The sequence below is a fragment of the Desertivirga arenae genome (genome assembly GCF_017355785.1).
In the GTDB taxonomy this organism is placed as follows: domain Bacteria; phylum Bacteroidota; class Bacteroidia; order Sphingobacteriales; family Sphingobacteriaceae; genus Desertivirga; species Desertivirga arenae.
In genome coordinates this window covers 128,429-146,796 of the sequence record NZ_JAFEWE010000009.1, presented here as the reverse complement: position 1 = coordinate 146,796, position 18,368 = coordinate 128,429, and the positions used below count along the sequence as shown (strand labels likewise).

At 39.0% G+C, this 18,368-nt stretch carries 16 protein-coding genes; 3 read left to right on the top strand and 13 right to left on the bottom strand.

Going from position 1 to position 18,368, the window contains the following annotated elements:
* Positions 1-94: 94 nt before the first annotated feature.
* Complete coding sequence (locus J4N24_RS17630) at positions 95-1,843, bottom strand: bifunctional lysophospholipid acyltransferase family protein/GNAT family N-acetyltransferase (protein ID WP_207535037.1); 1,749 nt, start codon at positions 1,841-1,843, stop codon at positions 95-97.
* A gap of 196 nt (positions 1,844-2,039) precedes the next feature.
* Between J4N24_RS17630 and J4N24_RS17625 the strand changes: the two genes are divergently transcribed.
* Complete coding sequence (locus J4N24_RS17625) at positions 2,040-3,035, top strand: Gfo/Idh/MocA family protein (protein ID WP_207535036.1); 996 nt, start codon at positions 2,040-2,042, stop codon at positions 3,033-3,035.
* Positions 3,036-3,127: 92 nt separating this feature from the next.
* On the opposite strand, the gene J4N24_RS17620 is transcribed toward J4N24_RS17625, so the two are convergent.
* Together J4N24_RS17620 and J4N24_RS17615 are read right to left on the bottom strand one after the other, a co-directional pair.
* The gene (locus tag J4N24_RS17620; RefSeq protein WP_207535035.1) at positions 3,128-4,474 is read right to left on the bottom strand and encodes a beta-helix domain-containing protein; all 1,347 of its coding nucleotides are present in this window, start codon (positions 4,472-4,474) and stop codon (positions 3,128-3,130) included.
* Between the two features lie 76 nt (positions 4,475-4,550).
* A complete protein-coding gene (locus tag J4N24_RS17615; protein ID WP_207535034.1) occupies positions 4,551-7,403 on the bottom strand; it encodes a TonB-dependent receptor in 2,853 nt (950 codons plus the stop codon).
* A 212-nt stretch (positions 7,404-7,615) separates the two neighbouring features.
* Between J4N24_RS17615 and J4N24_RS17610 the strand changes: the two genes are divergently transcribed.
* Positions 7,616-8,761: a M57 family metalloprotease gene (locus tag J4N24_RS17610; protein ID WP_207535033.1), complete on the top strand. Its 1,146-nt coding sequence runs from the start codon at positions 7,616-7,618 to the stop codon at positions 8,759-8,761.
* Positions 8,762-8,797: 36 nt separating this feature from the next.
* Here the strand turns inward: J4N24_RS17610 and J4N24_RS17605 are convergent, their stop codons facing one another.
* The 8 genes from J4N24_RS17605 to rpsT all read right to left on the bottom strand — a co-directional run bounded on the left by J4N24_RS17605 (position 8,798) and on the right by rpsT (position 15,743).
* Positions 8,798-9,043: a hypothetical protein gene (locus tag J4N24_RS17605; RefSeq protein ID WP_207535032.1), complete on the bottom strand. Its 246-nt coding sequence runs from the start codon at positions 9,041-9,043 to the stop codon at positions 8,798-8,800.
* 50 nt (positions 9,044-9,093) lie between these two features.
* Positions 9,094-9,579 carry a DUF962 domain-containing protein gene (locus J4N24_RS17600; RefSeq protein ID WP_207535031.1) on the bottom strand — a complete coding sequence of 162 codons (486 nt, stop codon included), beginning with the start codon at positions 9,577-9,579 and terminating at the stop codon, positions 9,094-9,096.
* 50 nt (positions 9,580-9,629) lie between these two features.
* Entirely contained in the window at positions 9,630-11,183 is a 1,554-nt protein-coding gene (rny, locus tag J4N24_RS17595) for a ribonuclease Y (RefSeq protein ID WP_207535030.1), read from the bottom strand.
* Between the two features lie 312 nt (positions 11,184-11,495).
* A complete protein-coding gene (locus J4N24_RS17590; RefSeq protein ID WP_207535029.1) occupies positions 11,496-11,786 on the bottom strand; it encodes a cell division protein ZapA in 291 nt (96 codons plus the stop codon).
* A 26-nt stretch (positions 11,787-11,812) separates the two neighbouring features.
* Positions 11,813-12,121 (bottom strand): hypothetical protein, encoded by a 309-nt coding sequence (locus tag J4N24_RS17585; protein ID WP_207535028.1) that lies wholly within the window; start codon positions 12,119-12,121, stop codon positions 11,813-11,815.
* An 81-nt stretch (positions 12,122-12,202) separates the two neighbouring features.
* On the bottom strand, positions 12,203-14,602 hold the full coding sequence (pheT, locus tag J4N24_RS17580; RefSeq protein WP_207535027.1) for a phenylalanine--tRNA ligase subunit beta: 2,400 nt from the start codon (positions 14,600-14,602) through the stop codon (positions 12,203-12,205).
* Positions 14,603-14,707: 105 nt separating this feature from the next.
* Positions 14,708-15,406 carry a RadC family protein gene (gene radC, locus J4N24_RS17575; protein WP_207535026.1) on the bottom strand — a complete coding sequence of 233 codons (699 nt, stop codon included), beginning with the start codon at positions 15,404-15,406 and terminating at the stop codon, positions 14,708-14,710.
* A gap of 82 nt (positions 15,407-15,488) precedes the next feature.
* A complete protein-coding gene (gene rpsT / locus J4N24_RS17570; RefSeq protein WP_207535025.1) occupies positions 15,489-15,743 on the bottom strand; it encodes a 30S ribosomal protein S20 in 255 nt (84 codons plus the stop codon).
* Positions 15,744-15,918: 175 nt separating this feature from the next.
* On the opposite strand from rpsT, the gene J4N24_RS17565 reads away from it, so the two are divergent.
* Entirely contained in the window at positions 15,919-16,845 is a 927-nt protein-coding gene (locus tag J4N24_RS17565) for a zinc dependent phospholipase C family protein (RefSeq protein ID WP_242691696.1), read from the top strand.
* Here J4N24_RS17565 and J4N24_RS17560 read toward each other — a convergent pair.
* Both J4N24_RS17560 and J4N24_RS17555 read right to left on the bottom strand, forming a co-directional pair.
* On the bottom strand, positions 16,842-17,492 hold the full coding sequence (locus J4N24_RS17560; RefSeq protein ID WP_207535023.1) for a DedA family protein: 651 nt from the start codon (positions 17,490-17,492) through the stop codon (positions 16,842-16,844). The genes J4N24_RS17565 and J4N24_RS17560 overlap by 4 nt on opposite strands.
* Positions 17,493-17,564: 72 nt before the next feature.
* Positions 17,565-18,293, bottom strand: coding sequence for a DUF4397 domain-containing protein (locus tag J4N24_RS17555; protein ID WP_207535022.1), 729 nt, complete (start codon positions 18,291-18,293; stop codon positions 17,565-17,567).
* Positions 18,294-18,368: the final 75 nt, after the last annotated feature.

The following is an 18,368-nucleotide window of genomic DNA, read 5'->3' as shown; positions in this document are numbered from 1 at the left end:
TTAATAAAGCAAGAGCTTTAGCCGCACAATTCTTTCGTATAATTATGGGTAATTACCAACAAATTATTAAACTCCAAGAGTGCCTCTGCCTTTTCTAATTGTCCAATCTGTTTAACATCTCTTTCGGCACTTTCTCCAAATTTAAAACTAGAAATCCGTCAAGGCTATCAGAAAATTTGGGATCTATATTAAAACAGATGATCTTGGCATTCAGACTTATATATTGACGAAGCAATACAGGTATTTTGCGATTAGCCTGCTCCAGATCAGCGATCAATGCATCTACGTCTTTTAGAGAGCGTCTATTTTCCAACAGTAAAGCGCCATTTATCTTCGAAAAATCAACTTTAAACTTTTTTCTTGGTTTAACGTACTTTGCTAATTGATTATCGAAATGATGATCAAGGATATAGTTAACCATTAAAGACTTCGAAAACTTGGAGAAACTATTACTGATACTAACAGGCCCCACGAGATATTTATATTGTGGATATTTCATTAAATACCGCATGATTCCTTTCCATAATAAAAATAAAGGAAGTGGCTTTTGCTGATATTCCTTACGCACCCAGGAGCGGCCTAATTCCAAACTTGTGCTCAGCAAAGGATTAAGCTCCTTGTCAACCTTAAATAGCTCCGCCAGATAAAAACCCTTCTTTCCATAACTATAATAGATCTCATCTCCTTTACCAATACGATATGCTCCGACAATAACACAAGCATTCCTATCCCAGATAAATAGATGATTATAATAAATATCATAACGATCAACATCTATTGACTTATTTGTCCCCTCACCAATCTCCCTGAAGGTCACCTCACGTAACCGGCCTATTTCTCTAAGTATATTCGGGATTTGATCAGAATGAGCAATAAAAACTTCGTAATGCTTCTCTTCGCAAACTTTCGCCGTTTCAGAAATAAGATCTATTTCCTTTTGAAGGATTAGGGCGGGAACCGGATTTATAATATCCTCTACCCGTTTCTTAATTTTAAAAAGCTGACTATCGTTTAAGAGCTTCTTCTGGTTCTCCAAACCGGCTCCCAAAACATAGGTCCTCGCCCTTAAATAATTAAGAAGTTTGGCAGGACTATTGAAACCGGCAATTTCCTCCTGTGATATAGGTTTACCAATTCTAACCTTCACCACATGTCCTTTCTTATTAAATAGTTCTGAAGGTAACTTTGCAGTTCTCAACATGGGATGGATCAGGCCAAGCAGATTAAACAGAATTCCATTGCCACCGTGGAAATATATAGGGAGAACAGGGACAGCGGCTTTAGCCACTAATTTACCCACAACCGGGTGCCACTGCTTATCGGTCACCTGTTGAACCTCAGGTTGAAAAGCAGACACTTCCCCTGCTGGAAAAATGGCTAATGGGACACCAGCCTTCAACATCTTTAAGGAAAACTTTACTCCGCTGATACTTGTACCGTTTACTATATTTTCAAAAGGATTTACGGCTATTAAAAGCTTCTTAATATTCTCAATCTTATTTAGCAGAAAGTTGGCCATCAGACGCGTCTCTGGCCTTATAAGTCCTAGCAACTTCAGCAGGATTAAGCCTTCCAATCCTCCATAGGGATGGTTAGCCATAGCAATAAATGCGCCCGACAAAGGGATGTTCTTCAATTCGCTCTTATTAAAATCCAGCTCGATGTTTAGTATTTCCAGGATCCTGTCAACAAATTCCAGCCCTTCCAAATTCTTAACCTCGGCAAGCAAATTGTTCACTTCATTTATTTTTGTCACCTCCATTAAAAAGGAAGTAAGACCTGGAACAGGCACTTTATCAAGCTTTGTAGCTCTTGCAAATTCTTGTTCTGTAATAACTTTCATTGATTTCTTGGGAGTCTGAATGGAATAATGATTAAAAGATCATGAGGTGCTATTTAGCTGCATCCTATCTATTCCCAATCTAAGAACAGAATATTTAAGAGGTGTAAACCAGGTATTATGCTTTTGTAAAAACGAAATGCTAAATGAAGGTTGATTCAAACTTACAGGAAGGCTATCTTCACAAAAACTAGTTGTTATGAAAAAAATTAAATGGGGAATACTTAGCACTGCCAGGATTGGATTACAGAAAGTTATTCCGGCGATGCAACAGGGTGAATATTGTGATATTGTCGCGATAGCTTCACGAGATAAAGGAAAGGCAGAAGAGGCAGCGGCGAAGCTTAATATCCCCCTTGTCTTTAGTACTTACGAGGAGCTACTACAAAGCAAGGAGGTCGACGCAATCTATATTCCCCTTCCAAATCACATGCATGTTCCTTATGCCGAACTTGCATTAAAAAACGGGAAACATGTTTTGTGTGAAAAACCGATTGCCTTATCTGTCGCGGAAGCAGAGAAACTCGCGGATACAAAAACTCACTATCCCTCACTACAACTGGCAGAAGCGTTCATGTATCGCTACCATCCCCAGTGGCAGAAAGCAAAAGAGCTGGCAGAACAAGGAGCAATAGGAGAAGTAAAAACCATCCAGACCTTTTTCTCCTATTTTAATGCAGACCCTAATAACATCAGGAATATTAAAGAAGTTGGAGGTGGGGGCCTTATGGATATTGGATGTTATTGCATCTCGCAGTCAAGATATATCTTAGGTTCGGAACCTTCAAGGGTACTGGGGATTGTAGAGTATGACCCCTCCACTCATACCGATCGCTTAGCTTCAGGAATTTTAGACTTCGGTAATGCAACTGCAACATTTACCTGTTCAACCCAACTTAATCCATTCCAGCGCTTTCATGTCTTTGGCACTAAAGGAAGTATCGAAATTGAGATTCCGGTTAATGCACCTCCGGATACTCCAGCACGAATCTTTCTTCATAAAGCTGGTCAGCCAACAGAAGAGATAGCTTTTGAAGCAGTAAATCAATACACACTTCAGGGAGATGCATTTTCGAAGGCAATTATTGAAGGGACTGAATTACAAACAGATTTTGAGGATGCAATTAATAATATGAAGGTTATTGAAGCAATTGTTGAGAGTAATAAGAGTGGTAGGTGGGTTAATGTAATATAAGGTAAACAAATAGATAACTTAGGTCTTTTCATTAAGTTATATAAAAAAGGTCCTGCAATAGTACAGGACCTTTCTAGTGATTTATACTTAAATTAATAAGCTGTGTTATTAGGATTCCAATTTGCCCAACCAGAAGCCCAATTGTTGGTATCCATTGCACCTCTATAAGCAACTGTTTCGAAACCGGTTAAACCAGTAAAGCTTGCTCCAGTTTTGGCAACTGAACCTGTAGCTAAAGTTAGGTTAGGACTAGTTAAATTAGTGCTTGTGATACCAGCAGCTGCTGCATTTGCTAAAGTGGTGTTTGCGTTAGCTGCAAGACCTGCAAAGTTGGATAAAGCAGTAGCATCTGCAAAGTTTGCACCTGCAGTACTTACTTTATAAGTTGCTTGATTTCCCCAAACAAGATTATTTTTAAATTCTGATTCACCTGCAAAAAGACGATCTCCGGCTTCTACTGTTGCAAGTTCGAATGCAGATTTAAGATGATCTATGATGATAGAGTTACGTAGAACAAAACGAGTTCCTTTACGAAAAAGAACACCTGCATTATGTTTTGCGTTTGCGTTCGCTCCCGGACCAATGAAAGTAAAGTTTGACAACATAGGTTTATTAGCAGGAACATCACTTACAGTACTACCATTATCAGATTCGATACCGTTTGAAGCGCCGCTTGAAGATGCATCGTAAATGTTAGGATCTTTAATAGACACAGCAAATTGAATGCGACCTACATAACCAAATTCAAAGTCAAAATCGTCATCAGTACATCTGTATGCTATAAGATTTTTGCAATTTACTGTACCTCCAAAGAATTCAAACGCATCGTCGCCGCCATATGATGCTTGAACATTCTCGATAGTTGTACCTGAACCAACACCCGCTAAAGTTAAACTATTAATTTCACGATCTTGCTGAATGGCAATTCCTGCGTACTCAATTCTTACAAATTTCAAAGTCCCTGAATTATCAGTTGCATCAGTACCTCCATATTTAGCCACATCTGTGCCTAAGATTCCGTTTTCGTATTGAGCTTCACCTCCCGTTTGATTGATTGGTGCTTTTCCACAAATAACTACTCCAGACCAATCACCTACATTTCTTTGTCCAGCTTCCTGATTCGATGTAAATACAATTGGTCTTTCTGCTGTTCCGACAGCGTTAATCCTTGCACCACGTTCAACAATAAGTGCTGCGTTAGAAGCTTTATCTCCTTTTATTACTGTTCCTGGCTGAATAGTCAAAGTTGCTCCACTCATTACTCTTACATAACCTTGCAGAACCCAAACTTTGTCTGAAGTTAATGTCGTATTACTTGTGATTTGTCCTGAAAGAGTTTCAGGAGCTTTTGTTTCTCCACCTTCTTCATCTTTACTACAAGAAGTTACAACTACTGATGCTGTAAAAAGAGCAAGAATTAAAAATTTAAGACTTTTCATAATCAATTTAATTTGTGCAAACCTAAGCTTGTGTTTTTTCTTATTGTTTAATTTTGTGTTAAGTAATCTTTAAGTATTAAAGCCGATATGTAAAGGATAAGTTAACATTAGTACCAAAGGTTCTCGAAGACAAGGTATGGTCGGTTCCCTTATTGTACTTACCATCATCATTCATATCTTGATAAAGGATGCTACTTTGATTTAAAATATCGTTGATATTTAATTTGAACTCTCCCTTATTTCTAAGCAATCTTCTGCTAATTTGAAAATCAATAACATCCCTTGGATTCTCCATAACATCTTTGTAGGTGTAGTCAAACTGTCCTGAAGATAGATACTGTCCAAAACCAACTGTACTTATTCTTCTTCCTGTACGGTTATACAACGCATTAAAATTCCATACCTTTCCTGTATAAGACAATCCTCCGTTTAAAAGGTAAGGTGACTGGCCTTGCAATGCTCTGCTATTGTTATTGTTTGGAAACATATCTTTATCGATACTAACATCCGACTTCATAAAGGATGCATTGGCATAGGCCGAAACATTACTCCAAAATTTATCCCCAATAAAGCTTAACTTTTGACGAGCCTCTAATTCTACTCCAAAAAGGTTTGCCTTGGTCGCATTCTGATAACTTACAGTCTTACTAGCAGCGGTTGATCCAGTCTCAAAAACCTGTTCAATAGCATTAGAAAAATCTTTATAGAAAGCTGAGGCGGATAATATTTGGCCTCCAGAAGGGAAATGTTCGAAACGCGCATCAAAATTATTGATTCTAGAGCGTTTAAGATCAGAATTACCTTTAACAACGTTATTGGTTTCGAAGTCAAAGAATGAAACTTCAGCTAACTCCCTGAACTCTGCTCTAGCAAGTGTATTGGAATAACTTAATCTAAAATTAGATTTATCTGAAACCGAATAAATCAAGTTTACAGAAGGGAGAATATCTAAATAAGTATTATGGACATCTTCCTCTTTATTAAAACCGCCTGCGTTTAAATCTTCAATGTAGGATTCCGCGCGAACTCCCAAATTTAATTTCAACTTTGGTAAGAGCTCATTAGTCGTCATAATGTATCCTGCATTTAAAAGTCCCGTTGCATCATAAGCATTATTAGGATTGGTAATATCATCCAGGACAAACCCATTAGGACCAATAGTTGCAGATGAAAATATTTGATCCTCGGGAAGATATAGAAAAGACCTGTCAAAGGTTTCAGAATTGGATTGCTTATACCCTAATTGCCTTAGAGAATAATCACGTGACCTATATTGATTCCACAAACCAATTTTCAAGTTCTGAGATTTTTCCTTCCACTTGAACGGTGTTGAGAAGTTTACGGAAGCTCCATAAATATAGTCTTGTAATTCCTGGAAGAAGCGGCCAGCATTTTTAGGGCTAGCAGAACCTACAGGAACAGCAGCAGCTAAATCTTCTGAGGAACCGTACTCTTTTGCATAATAAATTCTACGTAGGTCAGGCTGATTTCTGCTACTTGAACTAAAGGACAAATTCCAATCTACTTTAGACTTATTATTACCTAATAAATGTTCACCTTCCAAGGTAGAGTTTGAAATTGCTTTTTGAGTAAGTTGAAACTGTGAATTTCTCTGCTCCTCGTCAGGAGTACTAACTCCTGCTTCATAAGAAAAACCTGTTCTTGAGGTATAAGCATCTTCAAAACTGCGATTATAGAGGTTTTTCAACGATAACTTTGACTTCTTGTAACTATAGGTGAAGTTAGCTAAGCCACCTAAAGTTGCAGAATTAGTGTATACATTATCATTATAATCAAAAATGTATCCCAAATCCTGCTCATTAAAATCCGCCCGGCGTTGTCTAGTATACCCGTTATTGTAACGATAACTTAGAGAAAGAAGAACACCCAGTTTATTGTTGTTTTCTTTCACATAAGAATTACCGAAAACTACTTGAAAGCTCTGACTTGGAATACTTGTTCCCTGACTTACACCCCAAGAATTATTAAAGGACCTCGAATAGGCGAATCGCTGATCAGTGCCCGCATTTATAAAAGCTGTTCTTGTGCTTGGAAAAGAAGAAGGAAGCGCTCTGCTACCATCGTCAAATGAAAGAAAATCAAACTTTCCCCTAGATCCATAATTGAAATTATTAAAGGTAGCTAGTGAATTGTAGCCAACAGAATAACTAACATCGATAACTTTTTGATCAGGAAAATCCTTTGTTTTCATTTGCACTGCACCACCGGCGAAGTCTCCAGGTAAATCAGCTGCAGCTGTCTTATTAATTACCACCTGGTCTATTAAATTAGATGGTACTATATCAAAAGAAAATGCTTTTCTATCTGGCTCAGAACTAGGCATAGGCGCGTTATTCATAAGCGTGGTATTATACCTATCGCTAAGTCCTCTTACCACTACAAATTTGTTATCCTGAATACTTGTACCACTTACCCGTTTTAAAACCTCCCCCGTGCTTCTATCGGGAGATCGCTTTATTTGATCTGCAGACACTCCATCAGAAACTCTTACACTTGACTTCTGAGACGCATATAATGCGCTTGTATTTTCAGCCCTTGCGGTAACATTTACAACAACAGCTTTTAGCTGATTAGAGCCACCCTCTTCCATAAGAGTGTTTAATGTCGTCACTGTCCCAGCTGAAACAGCCACATCAGAAATAGTCTTAGTTGCATATCCAACATAACTAAACTGTATAGAATATTTGCCAGCAGCAAGGCCAGAGATTACGTAGCGACCTTCCACGTCAGTAGATGCGCCTTTAGTTTGGCCAACTATTTTAACGTTTAGGCCGATCAGGGTTTCGCCGGTTTTCTTGTCGGTAACTTTACCAACAATCTTTCCAGTGCCCTGGGCGAAAGTTTCAAGAGTAATTAACCCTATCAAGAGAGCAAGGGTTAAGATTCTGAAAATTAGATTATTTTTCACTTTTGCTATATTTATTTAACGCAAAAGTATTATGGCAATGTTAGGTAGATGTTAGGTGTTAATTAAGGAAAGGTCAGGCTTTCGTTAAGAGAATATTAACAACCATAAAACACGGGCACTACTAGAAAAAAATATATGCAAAGTAATAGAAAGACAACTTTATCTACACATAAGATTAACAAGCCTTATCTAATTTGAAAAAAAATCTAACTATGATAAATTTCACAAAAAAAATCTTTCAAACAGCAGTGGTGTTCATTCTTATTGCGGCAATTCTTATAGGTTGTAAAAAGGAAATCGACAAATTAGAATCGAAAGTAACCTTACAGGAAAATAGCTTATATTCTAAGCTCATTGAAGCTGGATTTAAAGAGATAGACATCAAAGATGTTGGCGATTCTTATCTTGTCGAAGGCGATTTATTGTTTAACAAAACAAAGACTGACCTAAAATATCTAGATACCTTCTTTAATTTAGATAAAAGAAAGGGAAATAAACAAAAAGCAGAAACTCTTCAATGGTCAACTACTAACCGTATATCCCCCGATAACTCAGAAAGAATCAAAGTTGCGGTAGGAACAGAACATACAGCTGTTGATGAGGCGTTAAAGAAATGGTCAAGCATCCCGTATACAACTCTAAGTTTCTATGCATTTAAAGGCCTCTTTACTAATGATAATAGAATTGACATAATTAATCAATATGCCTACGGAGCGTATGCAATAGCTGAATTTCCTCAAAATGGACAAGCTGGCTTTCGTATCCGTGTTGATGCCAATCTATTCTCACCACTTTCGCTAGGCCAGAGAACCTTCATTCTAGCCCATGAAATTGGTCATTGCCTCGGATTTAGACATACTGATAATCCCGGATATGATAACTTTGGAACAGAACAAATTCCTGGAACACCTACAAGCGACGGCCAATCTATAATGAATTCAGGATCAGCTTTCAATGGAGTTCCTTCATGGACTCAATTTTCTTACTATGATATTGTTGCGGCCAAAGCTTTATATCCTACTAATCCTCTTAGCAATACTATAACAATCCCAAATACACGGTATCCTAATACTCTCCTTCAGCTCTCAGACTATGGAGTCAATTATACAATACACTGGAACTCAGATCAAATTACCTCATCTACCGTAACATTAGAACTGTACCAATTTGGTCAGTTAAAACACGTGATATCTACAAATGCACAGACGAATGATGGGCAATTTACATTTCCAATCACTGATTACCTAACTCCGGACGTTAATAGCCACTATTTATCCGAAATTCAAATTAAGATTATTAACAATAATAAGCCCACTGAGTATGATTTAACCCCTCTTTTCTACATTTATATTGACTAAGAACTTACTAGTATTTGATTCAAAGAGGGTAGGTTGTTAAACCCCTACCCTTCTGCTTTTATCGTTAACTACTGAACGTTCACTATCTGAAGTAAAGGCATCAAAAACATTCCATGCCCAAATTAGTATTGGTACTATAAATGTCCAGGCAAAAAGAAAACCCAAAGTACCACCTACTATTATAATAAGAAGGCCTTTAACGAACTCACCCTTCACAATCTGTCCAACGCCCGGGATAATTGCTGAAATTATAGCCGGAACAATATATTTCGTGTTTTCCATAGCAATGTATTTTACTATACCGTATCAAATACGTTGCCATACTCTGAACATCAGATCTTTAATCCCGCCTTTTTGAAAATCGAGTATATTAACCACACTGGTGATACTAAAATATTTCTAGGACTTAAAACTGCGCCGTCTTTCCCCGAGGCAAAATATTGCAGTGTTATTCCTAAAATAAAAATCACCAGGCAAATGCTTCCCATTGCAGGACCACCGTTGTTCTGCACTTTCTCCAATCCTACTATCCCTGCTGAAAAAGCGAATACCAACAGCAATGCGCCATAAGATATAACAGGAGAAAGACGATAGTAATAATAAATGCTGAAAGCAATCACAAAAGACGCCCAGTTAACAAAGCCATTGTACTTGCCTAAAAAACCAAGATGAGGAAATGGAATTGACCAGATCAAGCCAAGCAGGCCAAATAGCACTAATGGGATTGCGAAGTATTGCAGTAGAGGGTTGGCATTAGGCGAACTAGCTGGATATTCGCTGATAACTTTATCAATGGGACGAAGTTCTTTTTGGGCCATTACAACAAAAAATTCCCTCTCCAGACGGAGAGGGATGAATAGAAAGGTTCTTATTTAGCGTAAGAAACAGATCTTGTTTCGCGGATAACAGTTACTTTGATCTGTCCCGGATACGTCATCTCTGTTTGAATACGGTTTGAAATATCTGCTGCAAGGATCTCTGCCTGAGCATCTGAAACACGCTCGCTTTCAACAACTACACGTAACTCACGCCCAGCCTGGATTGCAAAGGTTTTCTCTACGCCTGGATAAGACAGGGCCAATTCTTCCAGCTCTTTCAAGCGTTTGATATAGCTCTCCACAACTTCACGACGTGCACCTGGACGCGCACCTGAAATGGCATCACAAGCCTGAACGATCGGAGAGATCATTGAAGTCATCTCTATCTCGTCGTGGTGTGCTCCAATTGCATTACATACTTCAGGGTGCTCTTTATACTTTTCAGCTAACTGCATTCCCAGAATAGCGTGTGGAAGTTCAGGATTATCGTCTGGCACCTTACCAATATCATGTAAAAGACCCGCGCGTTTTGCAAGTTTTACATTTAATCCAAGTTCGGAAGCCATTACCGCACAGAAGTTAGCTACTTCACGAGAGTGCTGTAACAAGTTCTGCCCATAGGAAGACCGATAACGCATACGACCTACCATACGAATAAGCTCAGGATGCAGACCATGGATACCAAGGTCGATAACAGTACGTTCACCGATCTCTACGATCTCTTCCTCAATCTGCTTCTTGGTTTTAGCCACTACTTCCTCAATACGAGCAGGGTGAATACGGCCATCCGTAACAAGACGATGCAATGCCAAACGTGCAATTTCACGTCTTACAGGATCGAATCCAGATAAAATGATCGCTTCTGGTGTATCATCAACAATGATTTCAACACCTGTTGCAGCCTCAAGAGCACGGATATTCCGTCCTTCGCGACCGATCACACGTCCTTTGATCTCATCATTTTCTATATTGAAAATAGATACTGTGTTTTCAATGGCCGACTCTGTAGCTGTACGCTGAATCGTTTGGATAACTACCTTTTTAGCTTCTTTCGTAGCTGTAAGTTTAGCCTCGTCAACGATGTCCTTTATCTGCATCATTGCTTTACTTCTGGCCTCTTCTCTAAGGGAATCAACCAGTTGATTTTTTGCTTCTTCTGCAGAAAGGCCTGCAATCGTCTCCAGTTGCTGGATATGCTGATTCTTCAGGTGTTCGATCTCATCCTGTTTCTTTTGCGTAAGGTCCAGTTGCTTTTCAAGGTTCTTTTTCTGATTATCCAGATCCTGCTCCTTACGGTTAACATTCTCCATACGCTGATTCAGCGATTGTTCTTTCTGCTTGATCGTGTTCTCGCGTTGGTTAAGCGTATTATTCTTGGCGCTTACTTCCTGCTCGTGTTCAGCCTTCATTTGAAGGAATTTCTCCTTCGCTTCAAGAAGTTTATTCTTCTTTAAGATCTCGGCATTATTTTCAGCGTCTTTTAAAATTTTCTTTACCTTATTCTGAGCTGCAATCTCCTGGTTTTTAAGCAGCTTTTGCAAGAGATACCTTCCTATCAGTATCCCGACAACCAGTCCAACAAAAATGTATAATACTACCTCCATATATATTTATAATAAAATTGCCGCGAAGCTTGCAATCCGAGCAATAACACACTCCCTGCAAGTTCTTAATGGCCATTAACAACAAATTAAATTTTAAAAAAAAACCGCAGTCAAAAATCCAGATCCCAGTATTTTAAAACTTCAGCAAACAAGTTTAGAGTATTAATCATAATCAGGTGGACAACGCCAGATGATTTGCATTTTTTTAACTCTGCTGATATAGAAGCGTTAAGTTTTATAAAATAGTGAAACCTGAAAATTTAACTGCGGTTAAATCTTTAGTGCTCTTATGTATATTTAAAAGAACGTATATTACTTCTTAAAGAAATCGTCAAGCATTCGGTCTAATTGGTAAACTTTATCTGCTACATGCGTATCGTCTTCTACCAGTTTTTTCTCTGCGGTTAGTGCAGCAGTGGCATAATGCAATACACTCATGGCCAGCAAATCCTGCTTATCCTTCACCTCATAATTTTCCTGATACTCCTTGATCCGGTCATTAATCAGTTTAGCTGCCCTTCTTATCACCTCTTCCTCTTCCATATCAACCTTTAAGGGGTAAATACGGTCAGCAATATTTATTTTTATTGAGATTTCTCCCATTATTGAGCTTTAGTTTCACAAATGTATTACTTTTTCAGTAATACTATGCACTTATCAATTTCACGCACAAATTCGCTAATTTTTTGCTTTATGTCAAGAGCTTTTTCATTAGTACCCTGTTTAGCAACCGCGATTTCCTCTAAAGAACGAGCTAATTTTAGCGCTCTTGCTTTCTCTTCAAGGTCAGAAACCTTCGACTTCCCAGCGTCTACAGCTACCTGGAGCGACTGATTTTCAAGCCTAAGCAGATCATTCTCTTCTCTAAGAGCCTCGCATAAAGCTATCAGTCGTTGTGTCTTATCAAGTACGTTATTTAACTGATCAGTTACAGCCATTTTTTTTAATGATTGAAGGATTGAAGGATAGAAGGAATGATTTATTCTCTCATTCTCTCATTCACTCATTCATTCCTTTTCTTATTTTCTAACTTCCGCTCCGAGTTCCTTTTCGAAATTAGTAATTAATTTGCTCATTACTGCATCGATCTGTTTGTCGGTTAGCGTTTTCTCCTCATCTTGCAGCAAAAAGCTTAAAGCGTAGGATTTTTTTCCTGACGGAAGTTTATCACCTTCATAAACATCGAACACGTTCACTTCTTTCAGTAGGCCTCTTTCAGTCTTCTGAGCCAACTGCTTCAACTGATTGAATGTTACATTCTGATCGATCAACATGGACAGATCTCTCCTCACTGCCGGAATTTTTGCAACCTCCTGATAAACGATTTTGTTTTTCCGGATAGCTTTTAAGACCTCGTCCCAGTCAAAATCTGCATAAAAAACATCTTTGTCTATATCCAGCTTCTTTAGAACACTCTTTGAAACGGCTCCAAAGTATACCAGGGTCTTCGAACCCTTCTTATACTGTACAGCCTGCTGGAAATCCTTAGCCTCGAAATCTTCCTGAAGCAATCCGGGAATATTCAGTCGCTTAACGATTGCATCTACCGCGGCTTTAAGATTATAAAAAGAGCTTTGTATCTTATCGTGGTTCCATTGCTGTGATTGCTTTGCACCACTTACAAAAACTGCTAACCTTGAACTTTCATTATATCCTGTCTCCGTAGTAGAATAGATCTTGCCAAACTCGTACAACTTCAAATCAGCATTTTTTCTGTTCTGATTATAGGCAATAGCTTCAAGACCTGAATAGAGCATGCTTTGACGCATAGTATCCAGATCACTGCTTAACGGATTCAATATTTTAACAGCAGTAGCCTGATCTTCTGTATAAGCCGATTTGGTTAGAGAGTTGGATAAGATCTCGGAATATCCATTAGCAGAAAGCATATCTGCTACCTGGTTCATCACCACCTCTTTATCCGGTTTAATCGCATAATTTAAAGAAGCACGTATCTGAGTTGGAATAGCAATATTATTATAACCGTAAATACGAAGGATCTCTTCGATAACATCTACTTCACGGGTAACATCTACCTTATAGGTTGGAACCTGCAGTTCCAGACCCTCTGATGTTTCACTTAGTACTTCAATTGCTAGAGCCTTCACAATTTCTCTTATCGTTTCTGCCGGTATTTCAGCACCGATAAGGCGCTTAACATTAGCATAGGAGATAGAAACATTGAAAGGAGCAATCGGAGCGGGATAAAAGTCGGCGATCTCTGAAGAAATTTCTCCCCCGGCAACTTCCTTAATCAGCAATGCAGCCCTCTTCAGGGCAAAAACAGTAATTTCAGGATCTGTTCCTCTTTCAAAGCGGAATGAAGCATCTGTTTTCAAACCATGCCTCTTAGCCGTTTTACGCACTGAGACCGAATTAAAATAGGCACTTTCCAGGAATACTGCTTTCGTGTTTTCTGTAACACCCGACTTAGTACCTCCAAATACACCTGCAATGCACATAGCTTCTTCAGCGTTACAGATCATCAGATCTTCTGATGAAAGCTTACGCTCCACCTCATCCAGTGTGGTAAAAGGAGTTCCTTCAGGGCAATTTTTAACCACTACTTTTCCTCCGGCTATCTGGTCTGCATCGAAAGCGTGTAAAGGCTGACCCAACTCGTGAAGTACATAGTTCGTTACATCGACAATATTATTGATCGTCCGAACACCGATCACCTTCAATTTATCCTTCAACCAATCGGGTGATTCCTTGACTTCAACACCGCTTATAGTTAAAGAAGAATACCGTGGACAAGCCTGTTCGTTTTCTACAGTAACAGGAATAGGTCTGTGGAGATTATCTGGTTTAAAACCGGCAACCTCAGGAAGACTTATCGAAGTTCTTAAGTAAGCAGCCAGGTCGCGTGCAACACCTAAATGAGATGCTGCATCAGCACGGTTGGGAGTCAGGCCAATTTCAAATAGAAAATCGTCCTTTACTCCAAAATAATCCTTTACAGGTGTGCCTATTACAGCATTCTCATCCAGTACCAGGATACCCGCATGAGAATTACCTAAACCCACTTCATCTTCTCCGCATAACATTCCCTCTGAAACCTCGCCTCTAATCTTTGATTTATTAATCTTAAAGGGCTCGCCATTAGTAGGATGTACAGTTGTTCCAACCGTAGCTACCACAACTTTCTGTCCCGCAGCAACGTTTGGTGCGCCGCAAACAACATCAAGATCCTGACCTATACCTATATCTACTTTAGTTACCCTTAACCGGTCGGCATTTGGGTGCTGTGCACATTCCTTAACAAGACCAACCACCAGACCTTCTAATCCACCTGGGATAGTTTGAACTTTCTCCAGGCTTTCCACCTCAAGACCAATGGCCGTAAGGATCTGGGATATTTCCTCAGGAGTTTTTTCAGTATTTATAAACTGTGTTAACCAGTTGTAGGATATCTTCATTGTATGCTATAAAGGTAATAGCGGCAAAGATAGGAAAAAGATAAACCTGCCCAACCCTTTCAAGGGGAGAGTTTAAAACGAGCAACAGATGTAAAGTGAATAACTTTAAATTATTCCCTCGTCGGCAAAGCTTAAATATGCAGAATCTGTAAAGATCAAATGATCGAGAACAGTAATATCCAGCAAACCTCCTCCTTCACGAAGTTTCCGGGTCAAATTTAGATCTGCCTGACTGGGCTTCAAATTTCCGGAGGGATGATTATGGGCAAGAATAATGGAAGCAGCGTTGTTTTCCAAAGCGGTTTTATAAATGATCTTGGGATCAGCTATGGTACCGGCCTGACCACCCTTGCTGATCAAATGCTGAGAAATAACAATATTAGCCCTGTTGAGCAGAAGAATCCAAAACTCTTCATGATTCAGATCCCGGAATTGCCGGTGCAGCAAATTGAAAATATCCTTACTACAGGTAATAGCAGGATTTTTAGGTTTATCAGAATCACGCCTCCTCCTGCCTAACTCTAAGGCTGCAATGATCGTTATCGCTTTTGCTTCACCAATCCCCTTAAACTTGGATAATTCTGAGACCGAAAGCCTGCCAAGTTTATCCAGATCATTATCTAAAGAGTGTAGTATTCGTTTACTTAGCTCAACCGCGGTTTCATCTCTGCTACCCGAACCGATGAGGATAGCGATAAGTTCAGCATCAGTTAAACTTCTCCTGCCTTGAGAAAGCAGTTTCTCCCGAGGCCGATCTTCTTCCGCCCAGGATTTAATTGTGATCTTTTGATTATAAGGTTCCATAGTGGTTTAAAGCTATGAAAACCTTTATAAAAAACAAAAAAGGGATGCAATACATCCCTTTCCTACTTGTAATAAAAATATCTTAAGCTAAGCCGTTAACAAATTTTGTTAACTTAGATTTGTTGTTAGCAGCTTTATTTTTGTGGATTACATTTTTCTTTGCAAGGCGATCAAGCATTGACGAAACTTTAGCTAAAAGTGGAGTTGCCTCTTCTTTAGATGTAGTTCCACGTAATTTTTTAATTGCGTTACGTGTAGTTTTCGCCTGGTAGCGGTTACGTAAGCGCTTAGTAGCATTCGCTCTGATTCTCTTAATCGCTGATTTATGATTTGCCATTTGTAAGCTTTTTAACTTCTATTTTTCGGACTGCAAATATAGGACGATCTATTTTAACTACAAAACTTTTATTTAAAATTTTCTCCTTTATTTCTACAGCTAATGTATTAACTTCAAGCACCTTATTACGACAACAATGTACAGGAAAACAGTAATCCTCCTAGCTCTTACGACAATGACCTTACTTTTCGGCTCCTGGGGATTTTTTGCTCATAGAAAAATAAGTCACCTGGCTGTCTTCACTTTACCTCAAGCAATGATAAAGTTCTATAAGAATAATATCTCCTATATCACCGAACATGCCAGCGACCCGGATAAACGCAGGTATATTGATCCTTCCGAAGCTCCCCGCCATTACCTTGACTCGGACCATTACGGATCATCCCCTTTTGATAGCCTACCCATGAAATGGAACGAGGCAGTAAAAAAATACACGCTCGATACTTTAAAACAACATGGTCTGTTACCTTGGCAAATTCAAAGAACTTACGCTTCACTTACTAAGGCTTTCAAAGATCGGGATTCAGTAAAGATTCTTAGGTATTCCTCAGACCTTGGGCATTATATAGCTGATGCCCATGTTCCTTTACATACCACGCAGAATCATAACGGCCAGCTTACTAATCAAGTGGGGATCCATGCATTCTGGGAAACCAGATTACCTGTACTCTTTTCGCAGGATTATGATTTTTTTACCGGCAGAGCTGTTTATATAGAAGACCCATTGAAAGAAGCCTGGAAAATAATAAAACACACCTTTAGCCTGAAAGACTCAGTGCTTTTAATAGAAGCGAAACTCTTCAGGACCTTTCCTTCTGACCGGAAATACTCCTACTTCAATAATAACGGAAAGGCAATTAAACAGTATTCCGAAGAATACTCGGAAGAATATCACAAACTTCTTGACGGCATGGTAGAACGTCAGATGCGCAGTTCTGTACTCTCTATAGGCAGCTATTGGTATTCGGCCTGGGTAGACGCCGGACAACCGGAGCTTTCCAAATTCAAATTCAGCACTGAAAGCCTTATAGAAAAAGACAGCCTCGAAAAGGCTGAGGCTCTTTACAAAGAAGACGCAGCAATGGGACGCCCTGAATATTAAACCGTCGCTTTTTTTAGCTTAGCGGAAACAGCAGCATATACCGGAGGGATCACCGAAATTATTATAATAGCAAACACTACAAGAGTGAAGTTTTCCTTCACTACAGGTATGTTACCAAAGGCGTACCCCAAACCCAAAAAGCTGATAATCCAAAAAATTCCGCCAATGATATTATACATCGTAAAACGATGAAAGGGCATATGGCCTACTCCCGCTACAAAGGGAGCCACGGTACGAATAATAGGCAGGAACCTACTGAACATAACCGCTTTTCCTCCATGTTTATTGAAGAAAGCAGAGGTCTGCTGATAATATTCAACTTTAAGGATCTTATTACCTGGCTTGAATACCCTCAAACCAATCGACTTACCCATAAAATAATTAACTGAATCACCGGAAATGGCCGCAACAGTTAAAATTAATCCCATAAGGTATATGTCAAGTCCGGTATCACCAGTTGCAATTAAAGCCCCCGCAGCGAAAAGCAAAGAATCTCCGGGAAGGAATGGAGTTACCACAAAACCTGTTTCAGCAAAAATGATCAGGAAAAGAATTAAATAGGTCCAGGTTTTATATTCGCTTACAATATCAACAAGATGTTTATCAATATGTAGAATAAAGTCGATGATAGATTGGATAACTTCCAAGGCAATTTGTTTTGGTATCGCCCAAAAATAGGAATATCAGTTCAAGTCTGACATTCCTATTTGTAATTTTAATTATTTATTAACCATCATCTGCAATTCGTAAGCTCCGGTAGCTCCGCTTGCCCAAATGGTATAGATCTTGCCAGCTTCAATGTTTAAAGCCGAAGAAGTAGCGCGTACGTTACTTGTACCTGTGTCTTTAGCCTGGAAAGTCAAAGACCCCGGGTTAACCTCCATGAAATCTGTATAAGAATTATAAGCCTTATTAGTAAATAATGCCTGACCTCCTTGTAAAGCCAGATCAAGGGCCGTCGCGGATCTTGAAACGTTTACAAATCTAACCTTAGCTTTACCGGTTGATGGTGCAGAAAGATTATCAGTAGTTATAATTGCACTAGCTGAGTCTATGGTAGGGCTTTTTGTTGTAACGAAAAAGGAATAAGTCTCATTCGCTTTGAAATCCATGTTACCTGCCAGAATTTGCGTAGTCGTGCCACCAAGTCCCACCTGAATATAATAAGAACCTGAATAAATACCGAAATAAGGAGTTCCTGTATACCGGGCTGAGGTCTCAGTAAACATTAAAGCCGACGTGCTTCTCACTCCCCCGATATAAAAATCTAAAGGTGTTGCCGGATATTGGGGCGAAGAGTGAATGAAGGTAATAAAAGAAACATCCGGACTAACCATTTCATCATCGTCTTTCTTACAGGAGGAAAGAACAGAGACAAAGAACAGTGCTAATAGAGTTACTAAAAAATATCCTTGATTTTTTCTAGATCGTAAAGGTATGTTATTCATAGTGTTGAAGCATTAGTTAGAGAGATTAGTATTAACAAAAGTCCCGCCAAAATCTGCGTTTTAATAACTCTCGGC

Bases quoted from the DNA above. Each gene is read 5' to 3' on its own strand.
- J4N24_RS17585 (WP_207535028.1), bottom strand. From the start codon at position 12,121: ATGGCTGTAACTGATCAGTTAAATAACGTACTTGATAAGACACAACGA.
- J4N24_RS17620 (WP_207535035.1), bottom strand. From the start codon at position 4,474: ATGAAAAGTCTTAAATTTTTAATTCTTGCTCTTTTTACAGCATCAGTA.
- rny (WP_207535030.1), bottom strand. From the start codon at position 11,183: ATGGAGGTAGTATTATACATTTTTGTTGGACTGGTTGTCGGGATACTG.
- rpsT (WP_207535025.1), bottom strand. From the start codon at position 15,743: ATGGCAAATCATAAATCAGCGATTAAGAGAATCAGAGCGAATGCTACT.
- J4N24_RS17590 (WP_207535029.1), bottom strand. From the start codon at position 11,786: ATGGGAGAAATCTCAATAAAAATAAATATTGCTGACCGTATTTACCCC.
- J4N24_RS17610 (WP_207535033.1), top strand. From the start codon at position 7,616: ATGATAAATTTCACAAAAAAAATCTTTCAAACAGCAGTGGTGTTCATT.
- J4N24_RS17555 (WP_207535022.1), bottom strand. From the start codon at position 18,293: ATGAATAACATACCTTTACGATCTAGAAAAAATCAAGGATATTTTTTA.
- pheT (WP_207535027.1), bottom strand. From the start codon at position 14,602: ATGAAGATATCCTACAACTGGTTAACACAGTTTATAAATACTGAAAAA.
- J4N24_RS17600 (WP_207535031.1), bottom strand. From the start codon at position 9,579: ATGGCCCAAAAAGAACTTCGTCCCATTGATAAAGTTATCAGCGAATAT.
- J4N24_RS17625 (WP_207535036.1), top strand. From the start codon at position 2,040: ATGAAAAAAATTAAATGGGGAATACTTAGCACTGCCAGGATTGGATTA.
- J4N24_RS17565 (WP_242691696.1), top strand. From the start codon at position 15,919: ATGACCTTACTTTTCGGCTCCTGGGGATTTTTTGCTCATAGAAAAATA.
- radC (WP_207535026.1), bottom strand. From the start codon at position 15,406: ATGGAACCTTATAATCAAAAGATCACAATTAAATCCTGGGCGGAAGAA.
- J4N24_RS17630 (WP_207535037.1), bottom strand. From the start codon at position 1,843: ATGAAAGTTATTACAGAACAAGAATTTGCAAGAGCTACAAAGCTTGAT.
- J4N24_RS17605 (WP_207535032.1), bottom strand. From the start codon at position 9,043: ATGGAAAACACGAAATATATTGTTCCGGCTATAATTTCAGCAATTATC.